Annotated in this window: 15 protein-coding genes; 5 read left to right on the top strand and 10 right to left on the bottom strand. The window is 63.8% G+C overall.

Going from position 1 to position 17,414, the window contains the following annotated elements:
- Positions 1-83: 83 nt before the first annotated feature.
- From FQ705_RS31140 to FQ705_RS31125, 4 genes are all read right to left on the bottom strand, one after another.
- Positions 84-2,909 (bottom strand): YadA family autotransporter adhesin, encoded by a 2,826-nt coding sequence (locus tag FQ705_RS31140; protein ID WP_313955691.1) that lies wholly within the window; start codon positions 2,907-2,909, stop codon positions 84-86.
- 375 nt (positions 2,910-3,284) lie between these two features.
- On the bottom strand, positions 3,285-4,508 hold the full coding sequence (locus FQ705_RS31135) for a sensor histidine kinase (RefSeq protein WP_144148394.1): 1,224 nt from the start codon (positions 4,506-4,508) through the stop codon (positions 3,285-3,287).
- 214 nt (positions 4,509-4,722) lie between these two features.
- On the bottom strand, positions 4,723-5,148 hold the full coding sequence (locus FQ705_RS31130) for a DUF3830 family protein (RefSeq protein ID WP_144148392.1): 426 nt from the start codon (positions 5,146-5,148) through the stop codon (positions 4,723-4,725).
- 380 nt (positions 5,149-5,528) lie between these two features.
- Positions 5,529-6,440, bottom strand: a complete 912-nt coding sequence (locus FQ705_RS31125) for a helix-turn-helix domain-containing protein (RefSeq protein WP_144148390.1) — start codon at positions 6,438-6,440, stop codon at positions 5,529-5,531.
- A gap of 185 nt (positions 6,441-6,625) precedes the next feature.
- On the opposite strand from FQ705_RS31125, the gene FQ705_RS31120 reads away from it, so the two are divergent.
- Positions 6,626-7,627, top strand: coding sequence for a helix-turn-helix transcriptional regulator (locus tag FQ705_RS31120; protein ID WP_144148388.1), 1,002 nt, complete (start codon positions 6,626-6,628; stop codon positions 7,625-7,627).
- Positions 7,628-7,717: 90 nt separating this feature from the next.
- Here the strand turns inward: FQ705_RS31120 and FQ705_RS31115 are convergent, their stop codons facing one another.
- From FQ705_RS31115 to FQ705_RS31105, 3 genes are all read right to left on the bottom strand, one after another.
- Positions 7,718-9,133, bottom strand: coding sequence for an amidase (locus FQ705_RS31115; RefSeq protein ID WP_144148386.1), 1,416 nt, complete (start codon positions 9,131-9,133; stop codon positions 7,718-7,720).
- A gap of 66 nt (positions 9,134-9,199) precedes the next feature.
- Complete coding sequence (locus tag FQ705_RS31110) at positions 9,200-9,961, bottom strand: ABC transporter permease (protein WP_144148385.1); 762 nt, start codon at positions 9,959-9,961, stop codon at positions 9,200-9,202.
- Entirely contained in the window at positions 9,958-10,884 is a 927-nt protein-coding gene (locus FQ705_RS31105) for an ABC transporter ATP-binding protein (protein WP_144148907.1), read from the bottom strand. The genes FQ705_RS31110 and FQ705_RS31105 overlap by 4 nt, the downstream gene beginning before the upstream one ends.
- A 322-nt stretch (positions 10,885-11,206) precedes the next feature.
- Between FQ705_RS31105 and FQ705_RS34260 the strand changes: the two genes are divergently transcribed.
- Entirely contained in the window at positions 11,207-11,623 is a 417-nt protein-coding gene (locus FQ705_RS34260; RefSeq protein ID WP_186308088.1) for a hypothetical protein, read from the top strand.
- A 117-nt stretch (positions 11,624-11,740) separates the two neighbouring features.
- Here the strand turns inward: FQ705_RS34260 and FQ705_RS31095 are convergent, their stop codons facing one another.
- From FQ705_RS31095 to FQ705_RS31085, 3 genes are all read right to left on the bottom strand, one after another.
- Positions 11,741-13,411: a tannase/feruloyl esterase family alpha/beta hydrolase gene (locus FQ705_RS31095; protein WP_144148381.1), complete on the bottom strand. Its 1,671-nt coding sequence runs from the start codon at positions 13,409-13,411 to the stop codon at positions 11,741-11,743.
- Complete coding sequence (locus tag FQ705_RS31090) at positions 13,408-14,517, bottom strand: OpgC domain-containing protein (protein ID WP_144148379.1); 1,110 nt, start codon at positions 14,515-14,517, stop codon at positions 13,408-13,410. The genes FQ705_RS31095 and FQ705_RS31090 overlap by 4 nt, the downstream gene beginning before the upstream one ends.
- An 80-nt stretch (positions 14,518-14,597) precedes the next feature.
- Positions 14,598-14,843: a hypothetical protein gene (locus FQ705_RS31085; protein WP_144148377.1), complete on the bottom strand. Its 246-nt coding sequence runs from the start codon at positions 14,841-14,843 to the stop codon at positions 14,598-14,600.
- Positions 14,844-14,857: 14 nt separating this feature from the next.
- Between FQ705_RS31085 and FQ705_RS31080 the strand changes: the two genes are divergently transcribed.
- The 3 genes from FQ705_RS31080 to FQ705_RS31070 all read left to right on the top strand — a co-directional run bounded on the left by FQ705_RS31080 (position 14,858) and on the right by FQ705_RS31070 (position 17,412).
- Positions 14,858-16,078 carry an acyltransferase family protein gene (locus tag FQ705_RS31080; RefSeq protein ID WP_144148375.1) on the top strand — a complete coding sequence of 407 codons (1,221 nt, stop codon included), beginning with the start codon at positions 14,858-14,860 and terminating at the stop codon, positions 16,076-16,078.
- A gap of 200 nt (positions 16,079-16,278) precedes the next feature.
- A complete protein-coding gene (locus tag FQ705_RS31075) occupies positions 16,279-17,073 on the top strand; it encodes a sulfite exporter TauE/SafE family protein (RefSeq protein WP_144148373.1) in 795 nt (264 codons plus the stop codon).
- Between the two features lie 72 nt (positions 17,074-17,145).
- Positions 17,146-17,412, top strand: a complete 267-nt coding sequence (locus FQ705_RS31070) for a hypothetical protein (RefSeq protein WP_409934753.1) — start codon at positions 17,146-17,148, stop codon at positions 17,410-17,412.
- Positions 17,413-17,414 lie beyond the last annotated feature (2 nt).

Below are 17,414 nucleotides of genomic sequence, written 5' to 3'. Positions count from 1 at the left end.
CGCTTCCACGGACAGCGAGTCCCGCTCGCTGCCTGCCCCGGCGCGCCGCTCTGGCGCGCCGGATTTCCCCTCCCGCCTCCCTGCTACCACTGGTACGCCGCACCGGCGCCGACCGTCGTCGTGGCCGAGCTGATACCCGCGCCGAGCTTCACCTTCAGACTCTGCGTGACACGCGCCGAGACGCCCACGGCCACCGCCTGATAACCCTTATAGCCCGACGTGCCGATGCCGATCGCGAGGTTCCTGTTCGCGTCGACTTCCGGAATCATGCTCAGCGCGATCGCCTGCGCCGTGCCGGTGTACGCGGCACGCGCCACGCCGCTCAAGCCGCCCTGAAACTGCTGCATGTTGACGGCGTCGGTCGGATTCTGACCCGGCGCGACGTTGGTGATACGTCGCTCGTTGCCCGCCGAACCGACCGACACCGTGTTGCCCACATCCGCCACCGAACCTTCGCCGATTGCCACCGAGTTCGGCGCGGACGCTTTCGCCCCGCCGCCGATCGCAACCGATTGATTGCCGATCGCCTGCGCCGCATTGCCGGAACTATTGACGGACACATACGCACTGCCCGCGACCTGGTTGTTCTGCACCGTCTGATTGAGGTTGCCGATCATCTGGTTGGTGTTCCAGAGTTGCGAGCCGGTCACCGCGTCGCTGCTGGTCGCCGAAATCTGGCCGTCCTGCAGGTTCGTGAGTGCCACCTTCGGTGCGTTGGCCGTCGCGCCGCCCAGTGTGATGCGGTCGTGCGCGGAGCTGTCGTACTGCACTGCGTTCGCCACCGAGCCACCGATGTTGTTGATCGTGGTTTGCAGCCCCGCGATGTCGGTGGTGTTCTGCGTCACCCGCCCGTCCAGGTTGGTGATCGCGCTGCCGACGTTATTCACCACCGCGCCGCCCACGCTGTACGACGGCGCCGCCACCGAGCCGTCCGCATTGACCGTCGAGCCGCCGCCCAGCGCCACTGCCGTGCTCGCCGCCTGCCCATACAGTTGCGAACCGTTGACCGCATCGACGCTGGCAGCGTTGACCGCGCCGCGCGCCACGCCGGTGACGACCCGATTGCCGGCCGTGCCGGCCATGTTCACCAGATTGCCGTCGGTCGTCGCACCGACGCTGATGACGCGCGACAGCGGGTCTTGCGTGACCATGCCGACCCCGCCGATCTCCATGTTCTGCTGCAAGGTGCTGAGGCCGTTGTCGAGCGAGCCGAGCGCATCGCCCACCGTGGTTTGCATGCCGCCCTGCATGTGATACGTGGGGCCGGTGATGGAGCCGTCCGCATTGATCTGCGCGCCGCCGCCGAGCGCGGCCACCGCCGGTTTGAGCTGACCGAGATTGACCGCGGAGGCATCCGTAGTGCCGGCCGCGACGCCGGTCAACTCGCGCGCGCCAGCCGTGCCGCTGAAATCGACGCGAGCGCCGTCCGTGTCTTTGGCCACCGTGAGATCGTGCGACACCTGGTCCTGCTGCACGAGACCGATCTCGCCATGATTGATCTGGTTCGTGATATTGCTCACGTCGCCCTCGATCGTCGTGGTGCGCTGGTCGAGATTGGTGATGCTGCTGGTGTTGTCGGTGATGCGCTGGTCGAGATTCGTGATGCTGGTGGTGTTCGTGGCAATGTCGCTGGTGTTCTGCGCGACGGCCTGATTGGTCGCGAACAGTTGCGCGCCGTTGACGGCGTCGGCACTGTCGGCTGCGAGCGCACCGGCATCGAGGTTGGTGAGCCGCACCGGTGTGCCGGCACGGCCGAAGGTCACCTGATCATGAGCGCTGGAGTCATATTGCACCGCGTCCGCGGCCGCTGCATCGCCGGTGCTGGCAAGCGCGGACAAGGCCGTGCCGACATCGTTATAAGTCTTGCCGCCGATCGAGTAGGCCGGCTTCGTGATCGTGCCGTCCGTCGCGACGGCCGCCCCGCCGCCGACCGCCGCCGTCACGCCTTTGAGTTGCGCGACATTGACCACGTCGGTGTTCTGCGTGCCCGCAGCGACGTTGATAATCTGTCGCTGCACGGTCGTGCCGCCGACTGAAATCACATTGGTCCGGTCCGCGGTGGAATCGGCGCCCAGCGCGACCGAACCCGCACCGCTGACGAACGCGTTGGAACCCAGCGCGACGGCCTTGTCCGCTGCCGTCGTGATGTACGCATGACTGCCCGCCGCGATCGAATCCGCCGCGTTGGTCTGCACGGAGGTACCCATTGCCAGCGCGTTGGCGTTTTGCGCCAGCGCGTTATAGCCGATCGCCACGCCGTTTTCGGCAAAACTGGTGGTCGATGCCCCGGCCCCGACCACCGTCGTGTTGACGGCCAGCGCCGCCGCCTGCGAGCCGACCGCCGTGGCGCCGCGCATGGACGCGCCCGCGCTCGCGCCGACCGCCAGCGACGCATCGCCGATGGCGTTCGCCCCCACGCCGACCGCCATCGCGTTCACACCGTAATCCGCGACGGTGACGAGAGCCGGCGTGATGTTCGGGCTGACGGCGATGAACTGGGTGACCGGTACGTCGCTGACCGCATCCGCACCTGGCGCGCTCAGCGCCAGGACATTGCCGGAACCAGGCGCGGTTGCCGACTGCACCCCCGCCAGCAAACCGGCCGGCGCCACGCCGGAGACATTCATGATCGCGTTGAATGATTTGCCCGGCTTATCCGACGCAAGCTCGTGTTCTTTCTCGCTCGCACCGTTGCCCGTCTGCGCCGCCACTTCGAGCGAAGCACAGTCGTCCTTGCCCGCCTCGCATTGCGCCGCCCAGGCCTGCGAGTTGAACGCCAGCGCGCTCAATAACCCCGCGCTCGCCGCCATCCACGACATACCTGTTGGCCGCCGCTTGCGAATGCTCGTGAATGCGGGCTCGTGCACGAGCGTGGCTTTATTCCAATCCGTTTTGTATGTCTTGATCAAGCTTTTCTCCCAATCTATTTATCGAATTTCATTTGCCGAGATTTGTCTTATGCGATCCTAACTATTTATCTCGCACCGCCTAAATCTAAGAGTTGGCCGCCTTTTCAATGGACCGCAAACGCGACGCGAACAGTGTGCCGTCACGTCCCGCGCGTCGCGAATACGACAACTCTTAAAAGCTAATTTTTATCTCGAACAGTGCCAAACGAACTATTGGACTTAAGACGAAAACAGCCAAAAGTCTCATATGGGGCGCGCAATCATTAATCCGCGCTCAGCCGCAAGCCGGGATTATCTGATTGGCAAATGGGGGAAACAGGATCAGCGAGCGCTTGATCCATTCGAACCATCACCCGCTTCTGCAGCGGACAAGCTTTATTTGGATTCCGGCGCGTCCAGCCGCAACGGAAAACTGATTTCGAAGATCGTCCCCGCTCCTTCCTGGGACTCGAAACGCATTTGCCCGCCGAGCATCCGGCACAACTCCTTGACGATCGCGAGACCGAGGCCGGCGCCGGGAATGTCTTCATCGGTGGCGCGTTCGAATTCGATAAACACGCGTTCGCGATCCGATGCGCTGATGCCCACACCGGTATCCGACACCCGCAAACGCCACAGATCGCCCTCCACCGCGACCATGCTCAATTCGACCTGACCTGCCTTGGTATATTTCGCCGCGTTGGTCAGCAGGTTGAGCGCGATCTGTTTGAGCCTCAGCCGATTCGAGACGACCGTGTCCAGCGCGGGATCGAAGGCCGCCTGGAAACGCAGGCCTTTGACCTCGATCGCCGGTTCGCACGAAATCACCAGTTCGTCGAACAACTCGCGCAACCCGAAACGCTCGAGCACGAGCGGGCTGGTATCGCCGAGCACGATCGAGTATTCGACCAGTTCGTCGACCAGCGTTTTCATATCCGCGGCCTGACGGTTCGCCAGCGCGAGCGCAGTTTCGATCTTGGCCGGTGCGCGGCTGATCAGTTGCAGCGCCATCGAAAACACGTTGAGAAAGTTGCGCAAATCGTGCACGACGCTGCGCGTGATCTGCATGCGCGACTCGTAGAGATCGCCGACCAGCCGCTGCTGCAGCGTAAGTTCGTGATTGGCGCGCTCGAGTCGGCCGGTGTAATCGTCGATCGTTCTATCGCGCTCGCTTACCACCTCGCGGATCGACGTCAGCGTAACGAAGCTGACGGCTTCGTCGATGAAATGGCGGGCGCGCTCTTCGTGACGCCGCGTGAACGACGGCCGCGACTCGCTGTATTCGACGACCGCGCCGCTCAGCATCTGGCGAAACAGATCGAGTTCGCGCACCAGTTCGTCGATCCGGTAGCCCTGCTTCCAGCGCAACTTGCCGTGCAGACGCGCGTCGCGCTCGATCGCCCCTTCGGCCTGGTCGAGGTCCTGGTTCTCGAGCACGCTGCAGATTTCGTCGAGGATGTTCGGGATGTGGTCGGCTAACTGTTCGTAGGTCAGCCGGTCGGCTTCGGTCAGTTCAGCGTCGTGAAAGACGGCCTTCATCCAGCGCTCGGTCAGATCGACCTGTTGCAGGCGCACCTGAGCGGCGAAGGCGGCGAGCGGCAGTACGTGCGAGTCCGTCATAGAGGAGACCTGGCGCCGTCTGGCGGCGAAAATAGCTGTTCCGTGCCTCGCCTGAGCTGGCCGCATCGATGGCGAACCGCGCCCGCAAGACACTCAGAGGGTATAACGTGAGCGCTTAACGAGCCGCTCAGTCGCCTCCAGTATGCGCGATTTACGGAACAAAAATTAACCAGGGTTACGACGTGCGTGCCGCTCACGCGCGTCAGGTCGCGCGTTAGATCTTTTCGAACAGCACGTCTTGCGCGCCTTCCCACAGCACCTTGGTACCGAGCTCGCGCAACTTCTCCTTGCCTTCGACGATGGTCAGGAAATGGTTGCCCGCCAGTTGGCCCATCTTGCTGGCGAAGCAGCACGAGCCATACGCGAGAATGATCTCGGTCTCGCTATAGCCGCCCGGGTAGAACAGGATGTCGCCCACCGAGGGATGGCTCGTGTGGTTCTCGAAGCCGACCGCGCCGCCGTCGTTCTCGAGTTTGAAGTCACCGAGCGGCACCCAGCAGCCTTCCCCGCTCCAGCGCACGTGAATGATCTTCTGGCGATACGGCAGAAGTTTCAGGAAAGCGGCGACGGTTTGCGGCGCGTCGGGATGCGTTTCGGCAGTCAACACGTGACTGCCGGAGGTGATTCGAAGTCGGGTCATCGCAAGATTTCCAGTGTGACGGTTGAATGGAAGGGTCGGTCAGACGCGGCTGGCACGAAGCGCGCAGGCGCATGATTCTGTCGTCCTGTGCAAGGCTTAGACAGATACACTTGCCGCCAACCCGGTCAGGCCAGTTGGACCAGTTGGCCAGTCACGGCCTGAAAATACGCCGGGAGCCCATCGCGGCACGCGCATGCCAGGTCCGGCCATGTCGTCGCCACGAAAGTTCGTAGTTTGCAAGCCACGCAATGCACCGCACACTGCGAGAGGCGCGTGGTTCCTGGCCTGGCGGCTCATTGGGACTGTACCTCTGGTTGTCGTAACCTCACACCTTCGCCGGCCGTTCCGCTTTATCCACTACGCCCCGCGCCATCCAGCGTTCAGCCGCGCAGCCGGTAGGCGAGCGGCGTCGCGCCATAGCCACGTTTGAACTGCACGGAGAAATGGCTGGCATTCTCGAAACCAACCGCCAGCGCGATCTGCAGCACGGTCTGATCGGTGGCGCGTAAGAGCCTCGCCGCTTCTTCGAGCCGCAAACGCGTAACGAACTGATGCGGCGTTTCACCCGTTTCGAGGCGGAACACGCGGGCGAAATGGAAGCTGCTTAATCCGGCCTGCGCAGCCAGTTCGCTGATCGCCAGATCGGCGGCAAGATTGGCGCGGATGTAGTCGGTCACACGGCGAATCCGGCGCGGCACCAGCCGCTCGGGCTGCGCGGGCAGTGCGCCGCGCGCGCGGCGGTCGCGTGAATAATGCTGCAGCAGGTGCGCCGCGAGCGCATGAACCAACGCGTCGACATAAAGGCGCGAGTCGGCCGGATCGGCGGCAGCGCGATGCAACGCGCCGAGCGTCGCGGCGATCAGCGGATCCTGGAACTGCATCGCATCGCCGAGCGACAACTCGCGCGAGCCCTGGAGTTCCATCTGATCGGCAACGCTGTCGATCAGGCCGCGCTCGATATGCAGATGGACGGTGGACAGCGGTTCATCGCTGATCGAGTGCCAGCGCCATGAAATCGGCGCGGGCGGCACGAACCAGACATCGCCGGCGTGCAGATCGGCGCGTTCCCAGCGCCCATTGAGATTGCGTTCGAGGTGTTCGGCGCCGCTCGCGAGCGTCATCAGCGTGAGATCTTGCAGGCCCGGCGCCTCCAGCAGTTCCTGCTCGTCGGGTTCCAGATACGAGCGCAGCACCAGGTGCCGCCACGGGCGATCCACGCTCGACACCAGTTTCTGGCCCGCCATGTAGCGGTCGTTGGCGAGCGTCGTTGTCAGCTTTGGAATTCGTGCCATCACGTTCATTCCCTGGGAGGTGCCGTATGCCAATGAGAAAACCTTGCCCCATCCGTGTTGCCGTTCTGCTGTCGAAGCAAGATCCCAAAAATGATAGCAAGGAACCGGCTACCGTAATTTTTGGAAATAGCTAATCATTCAGCTTGTCGTCCTTCACGCTTTTCGAACGCCGGAGCTACCGTTTCATGGAACACGAATGCGATACGCTGCCGCATTGGCTGACTGGTTCGCCGCAAGGCGAAGCCGGGCAGGCGTCGGCGGCTTACACCTCGGCGGCTGCCGCACAACCGGCTTACCCGGCCGGCCTGCGGCAGTCCGGGAAATCAGCCCACGCGGCTGAAGCATCCAGAGCATCACACCGTGCTGCAACCGGCACGGCGTCCACGGGCTTCCTCACGCTCTTCACCGAGGAGGAGATCGGCACGCCCTCACCCGCCGCGCGCCGGGCCGCGCCCGTCATCAGTCCGCTGGTGCGTTTTGGCACTGCGCAGGACCGCATGGAATTCGTCCGGCAGCGCATCAAGCAACTGGGCTTCGATTCGTTCAGTTACAGCGCCACGCGAACCTCGGCGAATCACAAGACGATGTTCGTGCTGACCAGCTACGAGTCGCCGAGCTGGCTCACGCGGTATTTCCGCGAGCGCTATTTCGAGCTGGACCCGCGCGTCGCGCTGGCCTCGCCGACCGGTATGCCGTTCCTCTGGAATACCGCCGACATGCGCGCCGATCTGCCGCGTGCGCAAATGCGCAGCGAGCGGCTGGGCGGCCTGATCGACATGCTGGAGACGACCGGGCGCAAGAGCGGCATCCTCACGCAGATGCCGCTGCCCGAGCCGGAGTTGAGCGCGAGCCTGTGCTTCAACTCGGAGATCGGCAATCCGCGCTGGATGACCGAGTCGATCGTCGCCGAAACCTTGATGTTCGCGCACACGGTCCACGAGTTCATCTGGACGCACGCTAAAAGCGTGATCGGCATTGCGCCCGCGCAGCAGCAGCGCGTGGCGTTGAGCGATCTGCAGCACGCGGTGCTCAAGGCGGTGGTGCAGGGTCAGCGCGATAAGGAGATTGCGTACTTTCTCGGGCTGTCGCCGCATAACGTCGACTATCACCTGCGCCGTCTGCGGCAGTTGTTCAAGGTGCGCAATCGCGTGCAGTTGATCAACGTCGCTCAGGCGTATGTGACTTAAGCGGTAAACGGGGGTGTCGAGGCGAGGCGCGGCCGGTGCGCATGGGGCACCGGTCGCGGCTTTCCCTGCGCGGACCGCGGCAGAACACGCTCACCGCGCCTGCGGCTTGCCCTTGGCCCACGGCCCGATGATCTCTTCGATCGCGCGCGCCGCCGACAACAACGCCGCTTCACCACGCGGCTTGCCGACGATCTGAATGCCGACCGGCAGACCGCTCGCGCTCATCCCGCACGGAATCGCGATAACCGGCAGACCGGTGAGCGTGAGTGCATACGTAATCGCGAGCCAGTCGATGTACGTCTCGAAGTGCTGACCGACGGCATCGCGGATATCGCGCGCTTCGACCGGAAACGGCAGCACGATCGAGGCCGGACAGATCAACACGTCGTAACGCTCCAGCAGCGCGTTGGCCTTGTAGAACAGTTCGGCCCGGGTGCGCTGCGCCGAGCGCACCGCTGCGCCATCTAGTTGCAGACCGAACTCGATGTTCCAGACCACGTTGGGATTGAGCACGTCGCGATGCTGGGCGAGCACGTCTTCGTAGCGGGTGCCGTACGCGATGCCGCGCAACGTATGAAATGCCGCTTGCGCGCCGCTCAGATCGAGATCGCTCTCGTCCACGCCGACTCCGGCTGCCGTCAGCCGCTCCATGGTCTGGCGGCAAATCACGAGAATTTCCGGCTCGACGCGGGCGATGCCGAGGCCCTCGCTGAACGCGACTCGCGCCGGCCGCTGCGGGCGGCGCGCATGGCTGAGAAACGAACGGGAGGTTTCGCCGAGCGAGAGCGGCGCGCATCGCACGTCGCCGCACATCGCGTCGAGCAGGAGCGCCGCGTCCGTTACGTTGCGCGCCATCGGGCCGTGAATGCCGAGGGTGTCATAGGGATTCGCGGTGGGACCATACGAGACACGCCCAGGTGTGGGACGCAGCCCCACCACGCCGCAGAACGCCGAGGGCGTACGCAGCGAGCCGGCCAGATCGGAGCCCTGCGCGATCCACGCCGTGCCCGAGGCCAACGCGGCTGCCGCGCCGCCCGACGAACCGCCCGCCGAACGCGACAGATCCCACGGATTGCGCGTGATGCCGAACACGCCGTTGTACGTATGACCGCCCGAGCCGAACTCCGGCGTGTTGGACTTCGCATAGACCACGCCGCCGCGCGCTTCGAGCAAGGCGACACCGGCGTCCGAGGTCGGCGCAATGCGATCGCGATAGACCAGCGAGCCGCGTGTGGTCCGCACCCCGGCCACATCGGTCAAATCCTTGATCGGCACGGGCAAGCCGCATAGCAGGCCGCGCTCGGCGACCGGCTTTTTCAGCAGCGCATCGGCATGCTCATGGGCGCGTTCGAAGCACAGCGTGGGCAGCGCGTTGACCTGCGACTCGACACGCGCCACCTGCTCGGCCAGCGTGTCGAGCAGGTCATGCGGACTGACTGCTTCCTCGCGCAACAGATCGACGACTTCGCACGCGCTTCGCTCAATCAGACTCAGATCGACGGACATAATGGCTAGCGGCTCCGTAGTAAGGGTGGCCGTTAGTTTCGCATGTCGGGCACGCGTGCGGCGGATTCAGGTCTTGAGTCGATAACCGGTCTTGAAGATCCACGCGACGATCACGAGAAACACCGCGAGAAACAGCGCAGTCATGGCGAGGCTCACTTCGACGTTCACATCCGCGAGACCGTAGAAGCTCCAGCGGAAGCCGCTCACCAGATAGACAATCGGATTGAACAGCGTCACGACTTTCCAGAACGGCGGCAGCATATTGATCGCGTAGAAACTCCCACCGAGAAACGTCAGCGGCGTGATGATCAGGAGCGGCACCAGTTGCAGCTTCTCGAAACTATCCGCCCAGATGCCGATGATGAACCCGAGCAGACTGAACGTCACTGCGGTGAGCACGAGGAACAGGATCATCCAGAACGGGTGCTGCACTTGCAGCGGCACGAACAGTCCGGCGGTGGCGAGAATGATCAGCCCGAGCAGGATCGACTTGGTGGCCGCCGCGCCCACATAACTCACGACGATCTCCAGGTACGACACCGGCGCCGACAACAACTCGTAGATCGTGCCGGTAAAGCGCGGAAAGTAAATCCCGAACGACGCATTGGAAATACTCTGCGACAGCAGTGACAGCATGATCAGGCCCGGCACGATGAACGCGCCGTAGCTGATGCCGTCCACTTCCTTGATGCGCGAGCCGATCGCCGCGCCGAACACCACGAAGTAAAGCGAGGTGGAGATCACCGGCGCGATGATGCTCTGCATCAGCGTGCGCCAGGTGCGCGCCATCTCGAACTTGTAGATCGCGCGAATGGCGTAGAGATTCATTGGTCACCTCGAAGCAGACTGACGAAGATGTCTTCCAGCGAACTCTGCGTCGTATGCAGGTCCTTGAAGCGGATGCCGGCGTCGTCGAGCGCCTTGAGCAGCGCGATGATGTCGGTGCGGCCGCCTTCGCCTTCGTACGTATAGATCAACTCGTTGCCGCCTTTCGCGACATCCAGCCCGTATCCCGCGAGCGATGCCGGCACCTGCTCGAGCGGACTTTCCAGTTGCAGCGCGAGCTGCTTCTTGCCGAGCTTGCGCATCAACTCCGTTTTCTCTTCGACCAGCATGATCTCGCCGCCGCTGATTACGCCGATGCGGTCGGCCATCTGCTCGGCTTCGTCGATGTAGTGCGTGGTGAGGATGATCGTCACGCCGCTCTCGGCGAGCGAGCGCACCAGCTTCCACATGTCGCGCCGCAGCTCGACGTCCACGCCCGCGGTGGGTTCGTCGAGGAACAACACGCGCGGTTCGTGCGAGAGCGCCTTGGCGATCAGCACCCGGCGCTTCATGCCGCCCGACAGCGTGATGATCTTGTTGTCGCGCTTCTCCCACAACGAGAGATCGCGCAATACCTTTTCGACGTAAGCCGGGTTTTTCGGCTTGCCGAACAGGCCGCGGCTGAACGAGACCGTAGCCCAGACGGTTTCGAACGAGTCGGTGGTCAGCTCCTGCGGCACGAGGCCGATCAGCGAACGCGCGCCGCGATAGTCGGTGGCGATGTCGCGGCCGTCCACCATCACGCTGCCTGAACTGGCGTTGACGATGCCGCAGATGATGCTGATGAGGGTCGTCTTGCCCGCGCCGTTCGGCCCCAGCAAGGCAAAGATTTCTCCGCGATTGATCGCCAGATTGATGTTCTTGAGCGCCTGGAAACCCGTGGCGTAAGTCTTGGACAGGTTCGTGACGGAGACGATTGGCTGCATGGATTCGACGATGGCAGACACCGTTGTTCGAGTGGAGGGAGCAGTGCTGGAACGCCACCGCACCCGCAATGTAATGGAAAGCGCGAAAGCGTGCAGCGCTTCCCGGCATTGCACCGTGAATACGTAGGGGAAGCGGTCGGCAGGCAAACTCTTCGGGCGCGCGGGTCGAAGCGGTAACAGCGACCGTTTTCGCTGCAATGCAAAAAGACGGGTTGCGCATGCCACGCACGCGTGTGCGACCGAGGCACACCGCTTGCGGCGATTCAATCATGTGAGCGACAGGCGCTTGCGTGGAATGAATCCGACCTTATGGAGGCGAACCATGAAACACATTACCAAGACGATTTTTGCTTCGGCGCTCGTGATGGCATTGTCGGGCGGCGCTTATGCGCAAGCTGGTGGCGGAGCCGGCGGTGGTGGCGGCGCGGGCGGCAGTGGCGCGGGCGGTAGCGGCATTGGCGCAGGCGGCGGCACGACGGGCGGCGCGGGCGGCACCGCTGCGCCAGGTGTCGGCCCGAACTCGATGAAGAGCCCCAATAGTTCCGGCTACGGCTCGCCGGGCGTGACCGCCACCGGCGGCGGCATCGGCACCGGTACCGGTGCGACGCCTAACAGCCCGTCGATGAATCGCTCGACCAGCGGCACGGGCAACGGCATGAACAACGGCGCCGGCAATGGCATGAGTAAGGGCATGAACGGAACGAATGGATCGAACGGAACGATGCAGAACGGCCAGTAAGCTCGACCGTCGATGCGGGCGGCGGCGCTTTTTTACAGGCGTCGCCGCCCTTGTCTTTTCCATCTCGATAGAGTGTTTGCAAGAACTGCAGTCCGGCGCTTTCACCACGATGAGAAATCACGGCTCGGCACACGCGAAGCTGCTGGCGAGATTCACATTGCCCTTGCCGACATAGCGCGGAAACTGCGGATAGCGGCACAAAGGCCGCGAGCGTCCGTTGGTTGCCGGCGCGATGTCGGTTGCCGTCAGCGTCTCCGGCGAGACGCTTCTGGTCACCCAGTTATCCAGCACGCCGAGCAGATCCACCGACGGAATGAAGACGCCGCTGCCGTGCTGAAATCCCGGCACCATGTACAAACGCATGAACGAATTGACCTGGTCAGCGCCGAAGCGATCGATCAGCGACTCGTAATAAGCGATGGTCTGATTCGGGCTGATGACTTCGTCGGCGAGACCCTGCAGGGTGATGAGTTTGCCGCCGCGCGCGATGTAGCGCGAGAGATCCGGGTTCATCGCGCCGATGGTCTGCGACAGCGCGATCAGTTGCGCGCGATATTTGCCGGGATGTTGCACATCGAAATGTAGCGAATCGAACTCCGCGTCGTGCGTGACGAAATAGCGGATATAGCCGTCGCCTTGTGCAAACAGATAGCCGTTCGCGAAGAACGTCGGCACCGGCAAACGCTCTGCCTGATGCGCAAGCCCGAGGAAGCCGGTCAGATGCGTACCCTGGAAGATGTTGTAGCCGTGATAGCCAGTGACATCCCACGCCAGGTGGTAGGGCAAAGACAGTCCGTCACGCATCACGAGCAAGGTGGCAAGCTGCGGGTCCGTGAGGCATTCGTCATGCGAGGGCGCATGCCCCGCGCAACGCAGCGAGGCAATGATCTCCGGCTCCTGCTCCCGGCACGCGGCCACATCGCTGACGATGCCGTCCGCCACACCGTCGAGCCGGTCGCACGCCGCGAGCGTTCGCTGATACACGTGTTCGAGAGTCAGGGGCGCAATGAAACCGCCCGGCGTCGCGTATTCGGCCTGGCCCAGCTTCACGCCGAGCAGGCGCACGCCGGAGAAATTGAGTGCGGGGGAATTGGCGATCACGCCATCGTAGTCGTCGGGAAAACGCTGCATGACGGTGTAGCCTTCGCGCCCGCCGGTCGAGCCGCCGGCGAAATACATGCGCTGCGGCGGCCGGCCATAGGCGCGCGCAATCAGCGCAAGCGCGGCATCGTGCGTCTTCTTCAGATGCGCATAGCCGAAATTCGTCACCGCTTCGTCGACCAGACCGAACACCGCCACCGACGAATCGCCCACGTGCCCCGAGTCGTCCCCGAAGGTCGCATAGCCCTGCGCGAGCGGCGCGCGATTGGGCGAAAACGGCATCACGCCCGTGCCGCTCACCACCGTGCCGTTGTAGCCGCCGCCACCGATCTGCAGCGCTCGGCCGTTCCAGTGGCGCGGCAGATTCAGGTCGAAGCGGATATCGGGGGTGGCGGCTTTGAGCGCCTTGATGCGGCCGGTAATACGGCAGTACTCGCCGCCTTGCTGATTGCCGGGCGCCGTGGCACCGACCATTGCCGCGCTTTCGATCTGCACGCCGGCGCTCGGCAAGGCAATCAGTTCGGGCGGCAGAACGGCGCCCGCGAACTCCGCGCAGCGCATCGCCAGTGGGGCTTCCGCGCCTGCCGCCAGGGCCGGTCGAGCGGCCATCCACAACAACGCCACGACCACCCGGGAGGTCGTGCGTGCATATCGCGTCGAAAGCACGGAGCGCCCGCGCGCCCTCATCCGTATCCCGCGCCGTTGGCCGCCGCGCCCGCTTGCTGCGATTTCTTCCAGCCATGCCAGCCGCGCGCGATCATCAGCAAGGCGCCGATCGCCACCAGATCGCCGCCGAGTCCGATCAGCACGCCGCGAAAACCATGAAACGTATGAGGCGTCGCCGTATCGACGACGAGCGACACCACCGTCCCGGCGACGAAGCACACGAGCCCGGTGCGGCCGACGGTCACGACGGCGGGCAGGCGCCGCGCCAGCCAGGCGATGCTGCCCATGCGCACGAATTGCGCGGCGAGCCAGGCGATGACGATAAAGTTGATCACGCGGTCTGCGGAAAGATTCTGTTTGAGTGTGCCGGGCAAAGGTTGCGTCAGCACGAATAGTTTAACAACGGCGAAGGCCAGCACGGACACCACGGCAATCCGCGTGAGCCAGCGCGCGGTTTGGGTCGCGTGAAAACGCTCGCCGATCGGTTGCACGCGACACAGAATGCCAAAAACGAACATCAGTTGCCACGCAAACGGATTAAAAGCCCAGTCGGCCATGTCGTCAATGCTGAAGAGACTCGCGAGCGGCCGGGCCAGCGCCCAGACCGCCACACTCAGGGCGAGCGCCGTCAGCGACGAGCGTCGTGCGAGCGGCACCACGAACGGCACGCACAACGCGAAGATCACGTACATGGGCAGTACGCTCGACAGATACGGCTGGCGTCGCAGCACCGCGATTTCGAACGCCTCGCGCAGGGGTTGCATGGCGAAAGGCGGCCAGCCGGTCAACTCGACCATCGGACCGTTCAGATGCAGCAGCGCGAGCACGGCGCCCGAGACCAGCGTCAGCACCGCCGTCAACAGATAGGCGCGGTAAATTTCCCAACACCTTCTGACGAAACGCATCTTGGCCGCGCCCTCGCCGCGGCCTGCCAACACCGCCGTGTAGGCGGCGGCGGAGGCATAGCCGCCGAGAAACACGAACACTTCGGCCGAATCGCATAGCGCATAGGCGTGCAGCATCAGATGCGACAACATGCTGCCCGGCATGTGATCCAGCACGATGACGATCAACACGATGCCGCGGAAAAAATCCACTTCGATCGAGCGTTCCCGACGGGTTTCCATTGACTCTCTCGCAGGATGGCGCGCCGGCGCGGCACACCGTACAAGGCGGCATTGCGCCGCTGTTCCTCGTAGGAACCGCATCAGAATAAAACGTTCCGCCCGTGGCCGTGCGGCGCGCTCGCCTGCGCTGACAAGCCGCCTCTGACGACTTCCGCCGCGCGGGTCATTTGAAATTCAGATGTCGGCGTGCGGTAATACTGAGTCGCCACGTCCTCAATTCGCGGAAAGTTTTGCGGCTTTAAATGACCGCGCTGCCATGTCGATCGGTAATGCCCGCGAAAATGATTAACTGAATGTATCGCGCGATTTTTTTCGCTTTTTTTCATCGTAGGATGGGCTCATGCATGAACCCACCACTAACAGGATTGCCGGCTTCGACGGTCTGCGCGCCATTGCCGTTCTGATGGTTTTCTTCCAGCATCGCCTGTTTGGCGACATTGGCGAAATCGGTCATCTCGGCGTCTGGATCTTCTTCGCGCTCAGCGGCTTTCTGATCATCGGCATTCTCGCCGCGCAACGCGCGCGCATCGAGACAGGCGGCAGCAGGGTCGGCGCCGAATTGAAGCGCTTCCTGTTTCGCCGGACACTGCGCATCTTCCCGATCTATTACCTGATGCTGCTGGTGATGTGTGTGCTGATGGCGTTCGGCTTCGCCAGTCCGGAACTGGCGAGCGGCATGCCGTTTCATTTCGCCTATCTGTCGGATATCTGGATCGGCTCGGTATTGCATTACTGGCCGGGGCGTTACTCGCATCTGTGGAGTCTCGCGATCGAGGAGCAGTTCTACCTCGTGCTCGCGCCGCTATTGTTGCTGCTGGCGACGCGCCGGCACCGCGCGGTGTGCTGGGTGATCGTCGCGATCGGACTGCTGTCGTTGCTGACGATGCGCGCGGCGCACTGGCAGGACATCACGATCTACACGCACCCGCTCACCAACTTCTGGCTGCTGGCATTGGGTGGCCTGGGCGGCCTGGCGATCGCCGGCGACGCCGCGCGCGTGCGCGCCCGGCTCGGGCATGGCGCGACGCTGTTCGCGCTGAGTCTGTGCCTCGTCGCCTTCTGCGCGACCGAGCCGCGCTGGAGCGAACTGGACAATCCGCTGCTCTACACCGCGTTGAATGCCTTGTATGGCGTCGCTATCGCGGCGTTCGTGTGTTCGCTTGCCTGCTGCCGCAACAGCGCTGTGATCGGGTTTCTGGAGACGGCCTGGCTGGCGGGTCTCGGCCGCATCAGTTACGGCTTTTATCTGTATCACAACCTGATTCCCGACCTGACGCGCAACCATCACGCAGCGGCGCTGTTCGGCGGCACGGTGCCGGTGTGGGCACACGCGGTCGGCGTCGCGGCATCGTTTGCGATTTCGCTCGCGCTTGCGTTGCTGTCGTGGCGGCTGATCGAGGAGCCGATTCTTCGTCTGAAAACAAGGCGCGCGCCTGCTGTTGCTGCGCAGGCGTCTTCCATGACGGCGGCGCAGCAGGCATCGGCCGACGGCCGCCCGGCGAGGGACGGGCGCGACGGGCGTGTATCAGGAAAGGACCGGACGGCGTCCGACGCCGTTTGACGAAGCGCGCCTGAGGCTGCGCCCGCGACCCCTCGCAGGCGGCCGATGCGGCGGCACGGTATCATGCGGCCTCACCTGGCTGGCCGCTTCCGACCTTGCACGACACGCGGGCACTGAACCGGCCGAACGATAAAAACACGCCACTGCCCGCGCGACTTCCCGTTCATCCGGTCCGCGCGCCTGGCCCGCGGACTTCGACGATGTCTCATTTCACTTTCGCCAACGGCGTGCTGGGTACCAACCTGCAGGCGCTGGACACCTACGCCTTGCTGGGCATCGCGGCCGCGCTCCTGATCGGCGGCATGGTCAAAGGCGTCGTCAGTATCGGCGTGCCGCTCGTCGCGATGCCGATCCTCAGCCACTTTCTGCCGGTCAAAGACGCTGTGCTGCTGCTCTCGATGCCGATCATCCTCGGCAATATCCCGCAAGCGCTCGAAGGCGGCGAGCTGCTACCGACCGTCCGGCGCATCGCCGCGCCGCTGCTCGGCACCGTGATCGGCAACGTGGTCGGCGTGACGGTCCTGATCTCGCTGGCGCCGCATCGCGCACAAGCGGCGGCGGGCGGTCTGCTGATGATCGCGGCGCTGCTGCTACTGGCTTCGCCCCGGCTGACGTTGACGCCCAGATGGGCCAAACCGGCCGGTTTTGGGTTGGGATTCGGCGCGGCGGTGATGGAGAGCATTGCCTCGGTGCCCGGCCCTTTGCTGGCGATGTATCTGATCGCCACCGGCGCCACCGGAAAGGTATTCACCAAGCAGATCGCAATCATTCTCGTGGTGTCGATCATCACGCTGGTCGCCACTTTCAGCGGCGGCGCGCACGCCAGCTGGAGCGATCTGGCCATCTCGGCTTGCGCGAGCGTGCCGGTAATCATCGGCATTCTGCTGGTGCGGCCATTGCGGGACCGGCTGCCGCCAGGCGCGTTCCGAATCCTGGTGCTGGTATTCGTGATGGCGGCTGCGGCGCAGATGATCTGGAAGTCGGGCGTTCTGTAGGCGGCGGGGGGAAGAGGTTGAGGCCGGCGAGCCCGGCCCGTGGTACATGGCTTGCTGCCCCAAGGTATTACCTTGAACTGGAGAGCGCTCGTGGCCCATACGCCGAATCCCCCGCATGAACCCGAACACCGGGCCGATGAAGACCCAGGCACTCGCCCCACAGACGTCTCCAAGCCGATCGGCGACGCTATCCCGACGCCCGTCGAACCCGGTCTCGATCAGCCGTTACCGCAAAAAGGCGAAGATTCCGTAGCGGCCGACAACCCGGCAGACGAGGTGTTGGGCGACACCGACACACCCGCCGGCGTGCCGCCGCCGGGCCGATCCGACTTCGCGTAAAG

Origin of the sequence: Paraburkholderia sp. BCC1884 (assembly GCF_900996225.1) — a bacterium.
Lineage (GTDB): Bacteria > Pseudomonadota > Gammaproteobacteria > Burkholderiales > Burkholderiaceae > Paraburkholderia.
Note: the sequence above shows the minus strand (reverse complement) of the source record. Positions and strands in the feature narration are given on the sequence as shown.